The 15,645-nt window shown below is 61.7% G+C and carries 14 protein-coding genes; 1 reads left to right on the top strand and 13 read right to left on the bottom strand.

Annotated elements, in window-relative coordinates; genetic code table 11:
• Positions 1 to 295: 295 nt before the first annotated feature.
• The 10 genes from LGH82_RS32950 to LGH82_RS32905 all read right to left on the bottom strand — a co-directional run bounded on the left by LGH82_RS32950 (position 296) and on the right by LGH82_RS32905 (position 11,258).
• Positions 296 to 1,225, bottom strand: a complete 930-nt coding sequence (locus tag LGH82_RS32950) for an EamA family transporter (protein WP_227346692.1) — start codon at positions 1,223 to 1,225, stop codon at positions 296 to 298.
• 77 nt (positions 1,226 to 1,302) lie between these two features.
• Entirely contained in the window at positions 1,303 to 1,674 is a 372-nt protein-coding gene (locus LGH82_RS32945) for a nitrile hydratase accessory protein (protein WP_227346691.1), read from the bottom strand.
• Positions 1,661 to 2,320: a nitrile hydratase subunit beta gene (nthB, locus tag LGH82_RS32940; RefSeq protein WP_227346690.1), complete on the bottom strand. Its 660-nt coding sequence runs from the start codon at positions 2,318 to 2,320 to the stop codon at positions 1,661 to 1,663. The genes LGH82_RS32945 and nthB overlap by 14 nt, the downstream gene beginning before the upstream one ends.
• Positions 2,317 to 2,922: a nitrile hydratase subunit alpha gene (gene nthA, locus LGH82_RS32935; RefSeq protein ID WP_227346689.1), complete on the bottom strand. Its 606-nt coding sequence runs from the start codon at positions 2,920 to 2,922 to the stop codon at positions 2,317 to 2,319. Before nthA ends, nthB begins: the two co-directional genes overlap by 4 nt.
• Before the next feature lie 77 nt (positions 2,923 to 2,999).
• On the bottom strand, positions 3,000 to 6,152 hold the full coding sequence (locus tag LGH82_RS32930) for an efflux RND transporter permease subunit (RefSeq protein ID WP_227346688.1): 3,153 nt from the start codon (positions 6,150 to 6,152) through the stop codon (positions 3,000 to 3,002).
• Positions 6,149 to 7,411 (bottom strand): efflux RND transporter periplasmic adaptor subunit, encoded by a 1,263-nt coding sequence (locus LGH82_RS32925; protein ID WP_227346687.1) that lies wholly within the window; start codon positions 7,409 to 7,411, stop codon positions 6,149 to 6,151. Before LGH82_RS32925 ends, LGH82_RS32930 begins: the two co-directional genes overlap by 4 nt.
• 312 nt (positions 7,412 to 7,723) lie before the next feature.
• Entirely contained in the window at positions 7,724 to 8,320 is a 597-nt protein-coding gene (locus LGH82_RS32920; protein ID WP_227346686.1) for a LysE family translocator, read from the bottom strand.
• A gap of 181 nt (positions 8,321 to 8,501) precedes the next feature.
• A complete protein-coding gene (locus tag LGH82_RS32915) occupies positions 8,502 to 8,741 on the bottom strand; it encodes a hypothetical protein (RefSeq protein WP_227346685.1) in 240 nt (79 codons plus the stop codon).
• A 77-nt stretch (positions 8,742 to 8,818) separates the two neighbouring features.
• Positions 8,819 to 9,391, bottom strand: coding sequence for an acetolactate synthase small subunit (ilvN, locus tag LGH82_RS32910; protein WP_227346684.1), 573 nt, complete (start codon positions 9,389 to 9,391; stop codon positions 8,819 to 8,821).
• Positions 9,392 to 9,476: 85 nt separating this feature from the next.
• Positions 9,477 to 11,258 (bottom strand): acetolactate synthase 3 large subunit, encoded by a 1,782-nt coding sequence (locus tag LGH82_RS32905; RefSeq protein ID WP_227346683.1) that lies wholly within the window; start codon positions 11,256 to 11,258, stop codon positions 9,477 to 9,479.
• Positions 11,259 to 11,762: 504 nt separating this feature from the next.
• Here LGH82_RS32905 and LGH82_RS32900 point away from each other — a divergent pair.
• Positions 11,763 to 13,565 carry an NAD(P)/FAD-dependent oxidoreductase gene (locus tag LGH82_RS32900; RefSeq protein WP_227346682.1) on the top strand — a complete coding sequence of 601 codons (1,803 nt, stop codon included), beginning with the start codon at positions 11,763 to 11,765 and terminating at the stop codon, positions 13,563 to 13,565.
• 38 nt (positions 13,566 to 13,603) lie between these two features.
• On the opposite strand, the gene LGH82_RS32895 is transcribed toward LGH82_RS32900, so the two are convergent.
• Genes LGH82_RS32895 through LGH82_RS32885 form a run of 3 tightly spaced genes read right to left on the bottom strand, consistent with a single transcriptional unit; the run spans position 13,604 to position 15,573 of the window.
• Entirely contained in the window at positions 13,604 to 13,801 is a 198-nt protein-coding gene (locus LGH82_RS32895) for a hypothetical protein (RefSeq protein ID WP_227346681.1), read from the bottom strand.
• A 33-nt stretch (positions 13,802 to 13,834) separates the two neighbouring features.
• Positions 13,835 to 14,425 carry an HD domain-containing protein gene (locus tag LGH82_RS32890; protein WP_227346680.1) on the bottom strand — a complete coding sequence of 197 codons (591 nt, stop codon included), beginning with the start codon at positions 14,423 to 14,425 and terminating at the stop codon, positions 13,835 to 13,837.
• Positions 14,422 to 15,573, bottom strand: a complete 1,152-nt coding sequence (locus tag LGH82_RS32885) for a gamma-butyrobetaine dioxygenase (protein ID WP_227346679.1) — start codon at positions 15,571 to 15,573, stop codon at positions 14,422 to 14,424. Before LGH82_RS32885 ends, LGH82_RS32890 begins: the two co-directional genes overlap by 4 nt.
• Between the last annotated feature and the right edge of the window lie 72 nt (positions 15,574 to 15,645).

The raw sequence follows: 15,645 nt of genomic DNA, 5'->3' as shown, positions 1-15,645 counted from the left end.
CAGCGCGAGAGACCGGATTCGCAAGGGAAAGACAAGGTCGAGTGCCGCCATCGATGCGATCGGCGGCAACTGACGCCAACGACGACCCAAGCTATCAGGATAAAAATAGAACGTAAAGTGAACAAACTCAGCGGCGCGTATAACAAGATGTTGCAGGCTTCGCCTGCCGGCGTCCCAGGCACTTTCGAAAGAGCCCACGTCCAACTTTCAAACGGAGACGCTGCGGTGAAAAATCCATCCGATCGTGCGAGCGGATTCGCGTCGGGAAGGCAAGCGTTTCGCTTGATCTCTGCTGTCAGCCGATGGCAATGAGCGACGTGCCGGCGAAGGCGAGCAGCGCCCCGGCCCAGGCAGGCGCGGACGGTTTGTAGCCCGTGCGCAGCCACACCATCGGCAACACCAGCACCGGTGACAGCGAAGACAATGTCGAGACGATGCCGACCTGCCCGCTCGCCAACGCCGCCATCAGCAGCGACATGCCCATGCCCGTTCCGATCAGGGCGCCGGAGATGCCGATCGTAAGCGTCCGCGCCGAGGGTTTTGGGCGCTTGCCGTTTCCAGGCAGCGGGACAAATACCAGCAGCAGGAACAGGACAGTCGACACGCCGGTCCGGATCGCCATCGCCGCGAACGGATTGACGCCCGACGCCATGACCGGGCGCGCCACCAATGCGCCGGCAGCCTGCCCGAGCGCCGCTATCAGGCCAAAGCCAAGACCAACCGGCATCGTCATCTGCTTGACCGGCAGCACCGCCTTTTCAATGGGCGGGGTCGGAAAGATGCCTTCCGGCTGCGCCTTGGCGGGACGCCCGAAGAGGATTGCAAGCACGATGCCGCCGATGACCAGAGCCACACCGGCCAGTTTGGTGGAACCGATTGTTTCGCCCAGGAACACATAGCCCATGACAAGTGCGAATGGCGACGTCAGCGAGAACACCAGCAGTGCCAGGCGCGGGCCGAGCGTGAATATGGAGGAGATATAGGCTGTGGACGCGATGAAAATGCCGAACACGCCTGAAGCGGCAAGATAGGCCACCTGCCACGGCAAAAGCCCGGCCCAGCCACCAAATGCCGTGGCGCCAAGAGCTGTCGCCAGGGTCACTGCAAACGTTTGCCAGCGGGTCAAGGTCAAGGCGTCGACGCGGCCGATCAACTCACCCGCGAACATTCCACTGGTCGCTATGCACAAGGCCGCGCCGATCGAAAGAATCTCTGCCAGGTACATTCAGGTCTCTGAGCGATGTCGATCGTGTGCGAGCGGGCGCTTGCAAGGCGGATTGGAAGGTCGCGAGAGCCGACCCCTCAGCCGTCGGATCGAAACTCCGGATCGTTCTCCAGCAGGATCGGCTTGCCGTGCGGCGTGGCGAGCGCCGCGCGTTCCCAGCGCGCCGCCATGGCGTCGACATCGGCCGTGGCGGCCAACCCCTTCGACACCAGCACATTTTCCAGCGCCGCCAGCCAGTGTTCGTAGTAGTCGTGGCCATCCGCCGCCGCGCCTGGCTTCTTCACCTGCGCCGACAGCGCCCGCGCCCACTCAGCCCATGAAAACAGGCCCTTGTCGTGCAGCGCCACGGTCATGGCGAAGGCCTCGGCCTGCCAGGGCTCGCCGAAAACCGGCGCATCGACACCCGGCGGCAATTCGGGAGCGTCCCCGCCCACCTCAAGCCGGCTCAAGATAACTCTCCCAGGCATCGATCGAGACCGTCAGTGTCGGATCGGCGCCCTCGCCCCAGATCTCCGCCCCGTCGAACACCACCGTATAGACCCATTGCGGGTTTTCGCCCTGCCAGCGCGCATTGCTGTCGGGAAACACGAAACCCTCGCGCACGGCCTCGATCATTCCCCGCCTGCCGCGAGCATAGCGCGGCAGCCTTGTGTGGCCGGTCGGATTGAAGTTCTTCGTTCGCACAGGGTCGCCGGCCTTGAAGCGCGCTGGCGTGGCAACCGGACGGTCGCAGGGCGCGCCCTTGGCAAGCACCGCCGCCACACTTTCGGCCTTCAACACCCTTTTGGGCGTCGCCGCCGGATCGACAGCCGTGCCCGCCGCAAGGTCTCGCTCGCTGACGAAACCATGCCGCTTGAGCAGCACCTCAAGCGCCTTGATCCAGATCTCGTAATAGCTCGATGCGTAATAGTCGGCGGGATGCAGCGATTCGCGGGCGTGGCGGCTCTCATCGATGTTCCATGCGCCCATGGCGCCAGAGCACAGCGTGACGCCGAGCGCCCGCTTTTCCCACACGGCATGGAAATACGGCTCCTCCTTTTCGGGCGCCACCGGCCCGAACCCCATCTGCCCGCCAAGATCATGGGGGCCGTTCATGCCGGCTCCCTCGCCAACCCGGTGCCGATCATCGCATCGCGGCTCACCAGTTCGGCCAACTGCTCCTGGTTCCAGCCTTCGGTGTCGTCGGGCCGCATCGGCACGACGAGATACCGCAGTTCGGCGGTCGAATCCCAGACGCGGATCTTCTTGGTCGCCGGCAACACCAGCCCAAACTCTTCCAGCACGCCGCGCGGATCGATCACCGCCCGCGAACGATAGGGCGGCGCCTTGTACCAAACCGGCGGCAGGCCAAGCACCGACCACGGATAACAGGAGCAGAGCGTGCAGACGACGAGGTTATGAGTGTCTTCGGTGTTGAACACGGCCTGCATATGCTCGCCCTGGCGGCCGGTATAGCTCAGCGAACCGATCGCCGCCGTCGCATCCCGTTTCAGCCAGGCCGCGAATTCCTGGTCGGCCCAGGCCTTCGCCACCACCCTGGCGCCATTGCGGGGGCCGATCCTTGTCTCATAGGTATCGACGATGACGTCGATCGCTGCCGGATCGATCAGGCCCTTGCGGGTGAGGATCGTCTCCAGCGCCCGCACGCGTGCGGCAAAAGGGTCGAGTTCGTTGTCGTGGTCATGATCGTGAGACATGCCGCAAATTACGACCGACCATTGCTGGCCGCAAGGATAACGCCTTGGGCCAGCAATGCTCTTCTTCTTTGCTGCCGTTATTCCGCGGCCGCCTTCTGCTCCTGCATTCCGTCGTCGAACAGCGAGCCCTGATCGTCGCCTTTGACCACATGCAATTCGCTCTTGTGCTTCGGCAAAAGTCCGAGAAGCCAACCGGAGAAATTCTCCATGTAGACGTAGATGACCGGCGTGACGAACAGGGTCAGTGCCTGCGAAACGACCAGGCCGCCAACCACCGCCACGCCGAGCGGTTGACGCAGCTCGGCGCTGGCGCCGGTGCCGAGCGCGATCGGGATCGTGCCCATCAGCGCCGCCAGCGTCGTCATCATGATCGGCCGGAAACGCATCAGACAGGCCTTGTGGATAGACTCCTTGGCCGTCATGCCTTCTCGTCGCAATTCAAGCGCGACGTCGATCATCATGATGCCGTTCTTCTTGACGATGCCGATCAGCATCAGGATGCCGATGATCGCGATGACCGAGACGTCCATTCCGGCAAGCCGCAGGGCAATAAGCGCCCCCAGCACCGCCGACGGCAGGCCGCTAAGGATGGTGAGCGGGTGGATGAAACTCTCATACAGAATGCCCAGCACGATGTAGATTGTCAGAACGGCACCGCCGATCAGCACGCCCTGGTTGGCGAGCGAATCCTGGAATGTCTTGGCAGTACCGGCAAAGGTCGTCGAGATCGCCTTGGGCAATCCGATCTTGTCCTTCAGCGCGTTGATTTCCGTCACGCTGTCACCCAGCGCGACGCCCTGCGGCAGGTTGTAGGAAATCGTCACCGCCGGAAGCTGACCCAGTTGGTTTACGGTCAAGGCGCCGGCGGTGCGGTCGACGCGCGCGAAGGCGCCGAGAGGCACGAGGCTGCCACTTGCCGTCCGCACCTGGATGGCAAGCATCCTTTCGGGCGACCAGGCGATCTTCGGATCAAGTTCCATGACCACTTCGTAGCTGTCGGCGGAACCGAAGATGGTCGACACCTGTTCGGTGCCGAAGCCGCCATAAAGGGCGGAGCGCAGCGTATCGGTACCAATGCCGAGGTTTGCCGCCTTGTCCCGGTCAATCACCAGCGACGCCTGCAGCGCATTGTTCTGCAGGTCGTTGGTCACGTCAGTGAACTTGCTGTGGTCGGCAGCCATCTCGTCGGAGAGCTTCTGCGCCCAGATGTCGGTCTGGCCGGTATCGAGGCCCTGGACGACCAGTTGATAGGCGCTTGCCGAGGATCTGGAGCCGAGGCGCAGATTCTGCACCGGCTGCATGTAGGTATCCATGCCAGGCACCGCGGCGAGTTGGGCTCGCAGATCCGAAAGCACCTTCTCGATGTTGGGCCGCTGGTCCTTGGCCTTCAGCTGGACGAAGGCCCGTCCCTGGTTGAGGGCGGTGCTCGAACTGCCCACGGACCAGGCCACATGATCGACATAGGGCGAATGCGAGAAGACTTCAGCCACCTCATCCTGCAGCTTCACCATCGCATCGAAGGAGATATCCTGGCGCGCGATCGTGGTCACCGACACCTGGCCGATATCCTCCTGTGGGAAAAAGCCCTTGGGCGATATCTGCAACAGCCAGACCGACCCGGCGGCCGTTCCTAAGAAGACAAGAAAAATCAGGAACGTGTGGCGCAGGCAGAAGCTCAGCAGCCAGTCATAGCCCCGAACGAAGAAATTCTGCTTTTTCGCATGGTCATGCGCCGCCTCACGTTCAGCCTTGGAGACAGACAGCAGCCGTGAACATAGCATCGGCGTGAGCGTCAGCGACACGAACATCGACGCCAGGATGGCGACCGTCACCACCACCGCGAATTCGTTGAAGATGCGTCCGATCACCCCGCCCATGAGCAGCACGGGAATGAACACCGCCACCAGCGAGATCGAGATGGAGATGATGGTGAAGCCGATTTCGCGCGCACCCTTGAGGGAGGCTTCCATTGCTGAAAGCCCATCCTCCTCCATATGGCGGAAGATGTTCTCCAGCATGACGATGGCATCGTCGACGACCAGGCCGACGGCCAGCGTCAGCCCCATCAGCGAGATGTTGTCGATGGAAAAGCCGAACAGGAACATGATGCCAAGCGTGGCGATCAGCGAGATCGGCACCGCCACCGCCGGAATGATGGTTGCCGTCACGCGGCGCAGGAACAAGAAAATCACCATGATCACCAGAGCGATGGTGAGAAGCAGCGTGAACTGCACATCGCTGACGGCGGAACGGATCGAAGTCGACCGATCGTTGAGCAGCTTGATGGTTGCCGCCGCCGGCATCTGGTCCTGGAAGGACGGCAGCATCGCCTTGACGCGGTCGACCACGTCGACCGTGTTGGCGTCGGGCTGGCGCTGCACGGCCAGGATGATGGCGCGCGTGCCGTCATACCAGCTCGCAGTTGTCGTGGTCTCAACGGAATCGACAACGCGCGTCACTTCACCCAGCCGCACGGGATGGCCGTTCTTGGTGGCGATGATGATGTTGGAGAAGTCAGCGGCGTTCATCAGCTGCGTGTTGGCGGTGATCGTCAGCTGCTGCTTGTTGTTCTGCAGCACGCCGAGTGGCGTGTTGCTGTTGGCCGCGGCGATGGATGTCTGCAACTGGTCGATCGAGATGCCGCGCGCGGCAAGCGCGGTCGGATCGATCTGGATGCGCACCGCGTATTTCTGCTGGCCATAGATCGAGACCTGGGCCACGCCGTCGATCGTCGACAGCGATGGCGAAATCACATTTTCGGCGAAGGCGTCGAGGTCGGTTAGCGGAACCGAGTCGCTGACCAGTGACATCAGCAGGATCGGCGCGTCCGCCGGATTGACCTTGCGGTAGCTCGGCGGCGACGTCATCTGCGGCGGCAGCGAACCTTGCGTTCGCGCGATGGCAGCCTGCACGTCGGCGGCGGCGGCGTCGATATCCCGGTTGAGAACGAACTGGATGGCGATCGAGGTCGTGCCGAGCGAGTTGGTGGTCGAGATCGAATCGATGCCGGCGATGGTGGCGAACTGCTTGATCAGCGGCGTCGCGACCGATGTCGCCATGGTTTCCGGCGAAGCGCCCGGCAGTGAAGCCGAAACGTTGACCACAGGGAATTCCGCGCTAGGAAGCGCTGCCACCGGCAGGAACTTGTAAGCAAAAAGCCCGCCCAGAATGAGGGCGAACGACATCAGCAGTGTGGCGACAGGCCTGCGTATACAGAATTCTGAGATCATTGCTTTGCCTCGCCAGCTTTGTCCGCCTCGGCGACTTTCGGAGCGGCCTGGTCACTGGCCCCGGCCGTTGCGTTGCCTTCATGAACGGGAGTGCCGTTCTTCAGCCTTGTCTGCCCCTCGGTGACGACGCGCTCACCGCTCTTCAGCCCCTGGCTGATGGCGCTGTTGTCACCCTCGGTCAACGCAACCTGTATGGGCCGCATCTCCACCGTGTTGTCAGCCTTGACGACATAGACGAAAGACCCCTTCTGGCTTGGCTGCACCGCGACCGTGGGGATGGACGTCATCTGCGGCATGGTGCCGGCATTGACGATCACATTCACATATTGGCCCGGCCACAGTGAAAGATTTGGGTTGGGCAGGCTCGCCCGCGTCGCGATCGTGCCGGAGGCCGTGTCTACACTGGAGTCCACGAAATCGAGCGTTCCCTTGCCGATAGGCGTCGGGTCGCCATCCTTGGTCAGGGTCACAGCACCGTCCTCGGGCTGCGCCAGCGCTTTGTGCAGCAGCGCGAGATCGCTTTCGGGCAAATTGAAATTGACCTGCAGCGGGTCCATCTGGGTGATGGTCACCAGCGGCGTCGATGTGCTGCTGTTTCCGTTGCTGGTGTTGACGAGATCACCGATCGAGATGTTGACCGCTCCGAGCTTGCCGGCGATCGGCGCCGAGATGGTCGCGAAGCCTAGCTGGACATTGTCGGCGTCGATCGTCGCCTTGTCGGCGTCGACGGTGGCGGCGGCCGCCTTCTGCGCCGCGACAGCCTGATCGTAGGTCTGCTGCGTGCCAGCCTGCTTGGCCACTAGATCCTTGGCGCGCTGCAAATCAGATTGTGAGCTGGCAAGAAGCGCCTGGTCCTTGGCGAGCGTCGCCTGGTCCTTGGCAAGCTGTGCCTTCAGCGCGCGATCGTCGAGCGAAAACAGGGGGTCGCCGGCCTTGACCATCTGGCCGTCCTTGACCGAGATCGCGACGACCTGGCTGGACACGCGCGGATTGATGCTGACGACGTTGGGGGACGACACGAAGCCGATGGCATAGCGCCGGATCGGGAAATCGGCGGTGGAAGCGGTGGCTGAGACGATCGAGATCGAATGGGCGCTGCCCGCGGCCGTGGCTGGCGCTGCCGGAGCTGCCGCCTGCTGTGGCTGCAGCTGCTTTGGCAACATCTGCTGCAGGTTGCTCATTGTCGTCGGTGAAAAATACAGGACGCCTGCCGCAACGCAGGCGACTGCAATCACCCCAAGCACTACTTTTCCACGCATCGTAAAAAGGCCCTCTCCGTCCGACACGCCGTTGTCCGGTGGTCATACCATAGCAAAAATCACAACGTTCTGCCGCGATTTGGCCTGATAGATAGCGCAACCCGAAGGCGAAAAAGGGCCAAAACCGGGCATTACGAAGATTTAATGTGCGGTGCACAATAGCTGCACATTAATTGTGCATGAGGCCGCGATTGCTGACCGAAGGCGTGCCTTGACCGAAAACGGAAGCCGCCTTCTGGCAAAATAGCATTTTGAAACAGGAAGATAAAGCCGGATCTTATTCTGCGGAAACCTACCGGACCGGACGATGATCTAGCGCAGCATGGGCCATAGCGTCGCCGCCAGCAGCACACCCATGGCGATGTTGAACCATTTCAGCCGCACCGGGTCCGACAGAAACCCGCGCAACGCCGTGCCGAATCCCGCCCAGGTCGAGACACTCGGCAGGTTGACGACGGCAAACGCAATCGAGATCAGCAACACCGACAGGAACGGCCGTTCCGGGTTGGTGTAGACAGCCATGGCGGTGATCGCCATCACCCACGCCTTGGGATTGACCCACTGGAATGCGGCCGCATCGATGAAGCGCATCGGCTGTGCCCTGGCCTCGCCTTTGCCGCCTAGTGAACGCGACATGGCGATCTTCCAGGCAAGATAGAGCAAGTACGCGCCGCCAGCGATCTTGAGCCCGGTATGCAGCACCGGAAACGCCGTCAGCACGGCGCCAAGACCAAACCCAACGGCCAGCAGCAGCACGAGGAAGCCGATGCCGATGCCCAGCATGTGCGGGATCGTCCTGACAAAGCCGAAATTCACGCCGGAAGCCAAAAGCATGAAATTGTTCGGCCCCGGCGTGATCGATGTCACGAAGGCATAAACCAGCAGGGCAAGGAACGCATCGAGGGACATAAGGAGATCACAAGGTCAGCAATGCTGACTTAAATGAACGAAGGACGCGGTGCAACACCGATCCGTTAGTCCAGCCTAAATTGCTGATCGCGATTTCACCATGACTTCGGCAAACGAGAAGTCGAACCATTGTCATCTGACATGAGGCTGCGCAGGCGTTTGACCGGATAAATTCGGGCGATCAGTCTCGACGACGGCGATACTTCAGCGCCCAAAGAAACCAACTGAAGATGATGATGGATCCGGCGTGGAAGAAGATTCCATCCCAGAATCTGGTTGGATTATCCGCATAGGCGACCCATTCAGCGCTTCGTCCGACTAGGACCGTCATCGTCACCCAGGCATGAGCAAGCACCCAAATCGAGAATGCGATCAAGGCGTACATCATCACATGTATCGCCAGTTCTTGTCGCGGGGTCATGCACCACCAATTCTCAAATCGTCTTTCGGACCGCCTTGCCCTAACGTGAATGCAGAATCTGAACGTCGTATGGATGCCTACATGCCCTGCGGGCCACGGTTCATCGCCGCCACGCCGGTTCGGCAGATCTCGACCAGGCCGAGCGGCTTCATGATGGCGATGAACTGATCGATCTTGGTACCCTTGCCGGTGATCTCGAAGATGAAATGCTCGGTGTTGGCGTCGATGACGCTGGCGCGGAAGGCATCGGCCAGCCGCAGTGCCTCGACACGGGCTTCGCCGGTGCCGGCGACCTTCACCAGTGCCAGTTCCCGCTCCAGCGGCCGCTCCTGGCCGAACTCATGCGAACGCACGGTCAAATCGACCACGCGATGCACCGGCACGATGCGCTCGAGCTGATGCTTGATCTGCTCGAGAACATGCGGCGTGCCGCGCGTCACGATGGTGATACGCGACAGGTGCTTCTCGTGCTCGGTCTCGGAAACCGTCAGGCTCTCGATGTTGTAGCCGCGCCCGGAAAACAGGCCGATGACCCGGGCAAGCACGCCCGGCTCGTTGTCGACCAGAACGGAAAGCGTGTGGTTCTCCGGCTTCTCTGTTTCCTTGGCGATGAAATAGGCCGAGCCGGTCGGTTGTAGCTGTGCGTTCATGACATGAATCTCGATTTCAAACTCTTGGTCTAATTATCTGTTTGCGCACGGCTTCTTTCGACAAGCCCTGCCTTGGCTTGGTCGGCTACACCAGTTCCCTGCCCTTGGCGTCGATGGCGTTGGCCACTACTTCGTCCGTCGCCTCGTCGGGCAGGAGCATCTCGTTGTGCGCCTTGCCCGATGGGATCATCGGGAAGCAGTTGGCGAGCGTTGCCACGCGGCAGTCAAACAGCACCGGCTTCCTGACCGAGATCATCTCCTTGATCGCGTCGTCCAGCTCGTCCGGCTTCTCGCAGCGAATGCCGTGGCCGCCATAGGCTTCCGCCAGCTTGACGAAATCAGGCATCGCCTCGGTGTAGGAATGCGATAGCCGGTTGCCGTGCAGCAGCTGCTGCCACTGCCTGACCATGCCCATATACTGGTTGTTTAGGATGAAGATCTTGATCGGCGCATCGTGCTGCACCGCCGCGCTCATCTCTTGCATCGTCATCTGCACCGAAGCGTCGCCGGCAATGTCGATGACCAGTGCGTTGGGATGCGCGATCTGCACGCCAAGCGCCGCCGGCAGGCCATAGCCCATCGTGCCCAGCCCGCCGGAGGTCATCCAGCGGTTCGGCTTCTCGAAATGATAGTGCTGCGCCGCCCACATCTGGTGCTGGCCCACCTCGGTGGTGATGTAGGTGTCCATGTCCTTGGTCAGCTGGTACAGCCGCTCGATCGCGTATTGCGGCATGATGACATCGTGGTTCATCTTGTAGGCGAGCGAATCCCGGGCGCGCCACTTGGCGATCTGCTCCCACCATGGATAGAGCGCCTTCTTGTCGGCCTTGGCGCTCGCCCGCCACAGGCGCACCATATCCTCCAGAACCCGGCCGACATCGCCGATGATCGGCACTTCGGTATGGACGTTCTTGTTGATCGACGACGGATCGATGTCGATGTGGATCTTGCGCGAGTTCGGCGAGAAGGCGGTCAGCCGTCCGGTGATGCGGTCGTCGAAGCGCGCGCCGATGCAGATCATCACATCGCAATCGTGCATGGCCATGTTGGCCTCATAGGTGCCGTGCATGCCCAGCATGCCCATCCAGTTCTTGCCCGATGCCGGATAGGCGCCCAGGCCCATCAGCGTCGAGGTGATCGGGAAACCGGTGAGATCGACCAGTTCGCGCAGCAAATGGCTCGCTTCCGGACCCGAATTGATCACGCCGCCGCCGCTATAGATGATCGGCTTCTTGGCGCCGGCCATCAGTTCGACGGCTGCCTTGATCTTCTCCAGATCGCCCTGCACCTTCGGCTGGTAGCTGGTCCGCGGGGCGATCTGCGGCGGCACGTAAAATCCTCTGGCAAACTGCACATCCTTGGGGATATCGACCACGACAGGACCGGGACGGCCGGTGGTCGCGACGTGGAAAGCCTCGTGGATCGTCGCGGCGAGTTGGTTGACGTCCTTCACCAGCCAGTTGTGCTTGGTGCAGGGGCGCGTAATGCCGACCGTGTCGCACTCTTGGAATGCGTCGGACCCGATCAGCGAGGTCGGCACCTGCCCGGTCAGGCAGACCAGCGGTATCGAATCCATCAGCGCATCCTGCAGCGGCGTCACCGCGTTGGTGGCGCCCGGGCCCGAGGTCACCAGCATGACACCGGCCTTGCCGGTCGAGCGCGCATAGCCCTCGGCCGCGTGGCCGGCGCCCTGCTCGTGGCGGACCAGGATGTGCTCGACCTCGTCCTGCTGGAAAATTTCATCGTAGATTGGGAGAACCGCGCCGCCCGGATAGCCGAAAACATGCTTGACGCCGTTATCCTTCAGCGCCTGCACCACCATTTCGGCGCCCGTCATTTCGCGCCGTTCGTTCTGTCCGTTGCTCATCGGTCTGGTCCCGTACTGTCGCCATTTGGGCGTTGCTGGTCGTTTAGTCGTGTTTTGGGCAATAAAAAAGGCCCCCGAGGGAGCCTGTGTGTTGCGCATGGGAGGTTTTCGCCTGGCGGTTACACCGCCTTGCCCACGCGCCTTCCTACGAGAATGAGTGCCTTCTTCATGGTCGCGGACACTAAGGGCGGGAAAGGCAGCCTGTCAACGGGAAAAATCGCGCCGGCAATGAAGGCGCTTCATGACGCGGCGAGCGGCCACCACGATTGGGCGACGGACGCCGCAGCGCCTCGACGTTTTTGAAGCAGGAACGTAACTCTCATCATCCCCGGTGCGGGTGCCCCCAAACTGGCCCGAGACCGTGTTTTTCAGATAAACCATTGAAACCACGCGAAACTATGGTGGGGCGTGACGAAGGCCGCCATCTCTGCCGATACTTGATCGTCCGGCTGGCAAGTCCGGCGGAGCAATCACGACGATCTGGATTTCACGGGAGGAAACCTGATGCTCGACAAGGCCCCCAACAAGAAACTGTCCGACCTTCTCGATACATTCGGCGGCGCCCTTGCCGGCGGAGACATAGAGAAGGCGGTCGGCTGTTTCCAGGAGGACTGCTACTGGCGCGACCTCGTCACCTTTACCTGGAACATCAAGACCATGGAGGGCCGCGACCAGGTCCGCGACATGCTGAAGAGCCAGTTGGCCAAGACGAAGCCCTCGCACTTTGCCATCGCCAAGGGCGAGGACGCCTCCGAGGACGGTGGGCTGATCGAAGGCTGGATCAGCTTCGAGACGGAGGTTGCGCGCGGCTTCGGCCATATCAGGCTGAAGGACGGCAAGATCTGGACGCTGCTGACCACCATGGCCGAGCTAAAGGGCCATGAAGAACCGGCCGGCTTCGCGCGGCCGATGGGCGCCAAGCATGGCTCCGGCAAGAACCGCCCGACCTGGAAGGAGGAGCGCGAGAAGGAAGCCGCCGAACTGGGTTTCAAGACCCAGCCCTACACCGTGATCATCGGCGGCGGCCAGGGCGGCATCGCGCTCGGCGCAAGGCTGCGGCAACTCGGTGTGCCCACCATCATCGTCGAGAAGAATGAACGTGCCGGCGACAGCTGGCGCAAGCGATACAAGTCGCTCTGCCTGCACGACCCGGTCTGGTACGACCATCTGCCCTATATCGACTTCCCCAAGAACTGGCCGGTCTTCTCGCCCAAGGACAAGATCGGCGACTGGCTGGAAATGTACACCAAGGTCATGGAGCTGAACTACTGGTCCTCGACCGAGGCCAAGAGCGCCTCCTATGACGACAAGACGAAGGAATGGACCGTCGTCGTCCACCGCGACGGCAAGGACATCACGCTCAAGCCGAAGCAGCTCGTTCTGGCTACGGGACAGTCCGGCAAGGCCAATGTTCCGAAATTCAAAGGCATGGAAAACTTCGAGGGCGACCAGCACCACTCTTCGAAACATCCCGGTCCCGACGCCTATGTCGGCAAGAAGGTCATCGTCATCGGCTCGAACAACTCCGCGCACGACATAGCCGCGGCACTTTGGGAGGCAGGCGTCGATGTCACCATGGTGCAGCGCTCGACGACGCATATCGTAAAATCCGATACGCTGATGGAAATCGGGCTGGGCTCGCTCTACTCGGAACAGGCGGTTCAGAGCGGCATGACAACGGCCAAGGCGGATCTCGTCTTTGCCTCCCTGCCCTACAAGATCCTGCACGAATTCCAGATCCCGGCATACGCCGAGATGAAGAAACGCGATGCAGAATTCTACACGGGTCTGGAAAAGGCCGGCTTCATGCTCGACTGGGGCGACGACGGTTCAGGCCTTTTCATGAAGTATCTGCGGCGCGGTTCCGGCTATTACATCGACATCGGCGCCTCGCAGCTTGTCATCGACGGCGCAATCAAGCTGAAGAGCGGCGTCGACGTGACCGAGATCAAGGAACATTCGGTCCTGCTCAGCGACGGTACCGAACTGCCGGCCGACGTCATCGTGTACGCCACCGGCTACGGCTCGATGAACGGCTGGGCAGCCGACCTTATCTCCAGGGACGTCGCCGACAAGGTTGGCAAATGCTGGGGCCTCGGCTCGAATACCACCAAGGATCCCGGCCCATGGGAAGGCGAATTGCGCAACATGTGGAAGCCGACGCAGCAGGAGGCGCTGTGGTTCCACGGCGGCAATCTGCACCAGTCGCGCCACTATTCGCAGTTCCTGTCACTGCAGTTGAAGGCTCGGCAAGCAGGCCTGCCGACACCGGTCTACGGGCTGCAGAAAGTCCACCACAAAGGATAGTCCGCTAAATGGCCGCCTCCTGCGCGCGGCCAACACATTCAACCAAGCACAACGGCAAGGCGACGGCTGTGCTCTCCGTCGCCTTGCTCGGATGAGCGCTTGGCGCCGGGCTGGAAGAGCGCGCCGGCGGACGCGTTTAGCGGCGAGGCGAAGCCACGTACGGCAGGCAGGCGCTCCCGGCACCCGTCCGGTCGGTAGGCAGCCACCGCGCTTTCGCCGTCAAAGCAGAAACACATGGGCTGTTCCCTCCCGGTTTTGGTTGCGAGTGGCTATGCTGCTTTGTCGGCCGCGAACCGTTCCACCACACGTTCCAGCAACGGTACGTAGTCGCGAAACGTGCGCGTCTTCATGTCGGCGATCTTGCCGCCCTCGTCCCAGATGCGGACCCGCACGGCTTCCTCGTGGAAGGGGTTCTTGCGGAACTCGGCCACTTCGTCGGCATTCATGGGGCCGCCCTGCAGCGACAGCGTGTGGACCGACGCTTGCGACAGCTTGCCGAAATAGGTCGGATCGGTGGCACACAGATAGCGCTTGGCCGATACATGCAGCCTGACGCATTCGACGATCACCGGCGGAAAGAATGGCGCCAGCACTTCGCCACCGGCTTCGTCATGGTGCTTATCCTCGACATCGTCGGGCGAATAGGTGCCGAACTCACTGGTGTAGTGACCGATGTCGTGCAGCAATGCCGCCGCCACCAGTTCTTCCGGCGCGCTGTCCTGCTCGGCCAGCCATGCGCCCTGCAGCATGTGCTCGGACATGGTGACCGGCTCGCCGAGATAGGATTCCGCACCACGCCTCTCGAAAATATCGGCGATGAATTCGACGATATTGCCCGCGTTCAGATCCTGGCCGCTCATTCCGCCGCCTCCTTGAAACCGTGTTCGATCGCGGCAAGCGTCGAGAGCAGGCCGTCCTTGTCGGCGTAGCAGCCCTGCAGCCAGCGCTTGCCGGTGCCGGAAAACGCCTTGCGGGCATGCATGACTCGGGTGTTGTCGACAATGAAGGCCTGGCCCGGCTCAAGCTTGAACGTCACTTCGAAGGACGGATCCTCGATCAGTTCGGCGAAGCGGCGATAGGCCCTGTAGTAGGCATCCATGTCGGAGAACGGCACGTCGACCGTGGGCGCCAGCGAACGGTTGTTGAAGCGGATGCAGATCAGTTCGCCATCCGGACCGAGTTCGATCATCGGACGTTTCGACTGCAGCCGAACGCCGGACGAGCCGGCATATTCAAAACGCGCCGGGCATGAACTCAAGAGCCTGAAACCTTCCGGGTTTTCGGCCTGCAAGGCCGCCGCGACGGCAAAACCGTCGACGACGCTGGACTCGCCGCCATCCACCGTATTCTCGATGCACGATAGGATTTGCAGCGTCGGCACCGGATCGCGGTATGGATTGTCGGTATGCGCCTGGAGGCCGAGATTGGTGTAGGCGAGATTGCTTGGATTGACCTCGGCGCGCACTTCGAACCAGCGGCCGTAATTGGTCTCCCTGACATAGCCGAACAGGTCGGACACCTTGCACAGCGAACCGGATTCAGTGGGCAGGCCGTCCATCACCGCGAAGCCATAGGACCGCACTGCCGACAGCCATTCGCGCAGGACGTTGCGGTCGCGGCTGGCTTCCGCATAACCGGCGCGCGGCACGAAATTCTGCATCGTCGCCTTGGTCCACCGCTGAATCTCATCGCCCGTCCAGCCGGGTTGGCGGGCCGCGTCGCGATCATAGGCGTTGGCGCTCAGCCATTGCGCGGGAAAGCTGACTGTCTTGCCTTCCGGCGCGAAGCTGACCTCCAGCGCGCCGCCCTTGACCGAAGCGGCGCCGATGCGTGTATCGGCCGGGATGTCGAGGATGGTGATCAGGCGCTGGCCATTGCCGGCGCTGCGTGTCTTGTCGTCCAGCGCATTGTCGCGCAGCCACATGGCATGGAAACGGGTGCGTGCCCCGTCCTCCCAGCCAAGTTCGATTGTTCTTCCTTCGTCGCCGATAAGCGCGTGGGTCAACATGGATGAGGTCCTGTGCCTTGCACCCATGGTCCGGTCCATGGGTTTCCATTGCATGCTGACGCTTCCCAAGGC

The sequence above is a fragment of the Mesorhizobium sp. PAMC28654 genome, from assembly GCF_020616515.1.
GTDB lineage: Bacteria > Pseudomonadota > Alphaproteobacteria > Rhizobiales > Rhizobiaceae > Mesorhizobium.
Note: the sequence above shows the minus strand (reverse complement) of the source record. Positions and strands in the feature narration are given on the sequence as shown.

Bases quoted from the DNA above. Each gene is read 5' to 3' on its own strand.
- LGH82_RS32950 (WP_227346692.1), bottom strand. From the start codon at position 1,225: ATGTACCTGGCAGAGATTCTTTCGATCGGCGCGGCCTTGTGCATAGCG.
- nthB (WP_227346690.1), bottom strand. From the start codon at position 2,320: ATGAACGGCCCCCATGATCTTGGCGGGCAGATGGGGTTCGGGCCGGTG.
- nthA (WP_227346689.1), bottom strand. From the start codon at position 2,922: ATGTCTCACGATCATGACCACGACAACGAACTCGACCCTTTTGCCGCA.
- LGH82_RS32930 (WP_227346688.1), bottom strand. From the start codon at position 6,152: ATGATCTCAGAATTCTGTATACGCAGGCCTGTCGCCACACTGCTGATG.
- LGH82_RS32925 (WP_227346687.1), bottom strand. From the start codon at position 7,411: ATGCGTGGAAAAGTAGTGCTTGGGGTGATTGCAGTCGCCTGCGTTGCG.
- LGH82_RS32920 (WP_227346686.1), bottom strand. From the start codon at position 8,320: ATGTCCCTCGATGCGTTCCTTGCCCTGCTGGTTTATGCCTTCGTGACA.
- LGH82_RS32915 (WP_227346685.1), bottom strand. From the start codon at position 8,741: ATGACCCCGCGACAAGAACTGGCGATACATGTGATGATGTACGCCTTG.
- ilvN (WP_227346684.1), bottom strand. From the start codon at position 9,391: ATGAACGCACAGCTACAACCGACCGGCTCGGCCTATTTCATCGCCAAG.
- LGH82_RS32905 (WP_227346683.1), bottom strand. From the start codon at position 11,258: ATGAGCAACGGACAGAACGAACGGCGCGAAATGACGGGCGCCGAAATG.
- LGH82_RS32900 (WP_227346682.1), top strand. From the start codon at position 11,763: ATGCTCGACAAGGCCCCCAACAAGAAACTGTCCGACCTTCTCGATACA.
- LGH82_RS32895 (WP_227346681.1), bottom strand. From the start codon at position 13,801: ATGTGTTTCTGCTTTGACGGCGAAAGCGCGGTGGCTGCCTACCGACCG.
- LGH82_RS32890 (WP_227346680.1), bottom strand. From the start codon at position 14,425: ATGAGCGGCCAGGATCTGAACGCGGGCAATATCGTCGAATTCATCGCC.
- LGH82_RS32885 (WP_227346679.1), bottom strand. From the start codon at position 15,573: ATGTTGACCCACGCGCTTATCGGCGACGAAGGAAGAACAATCGAACTT.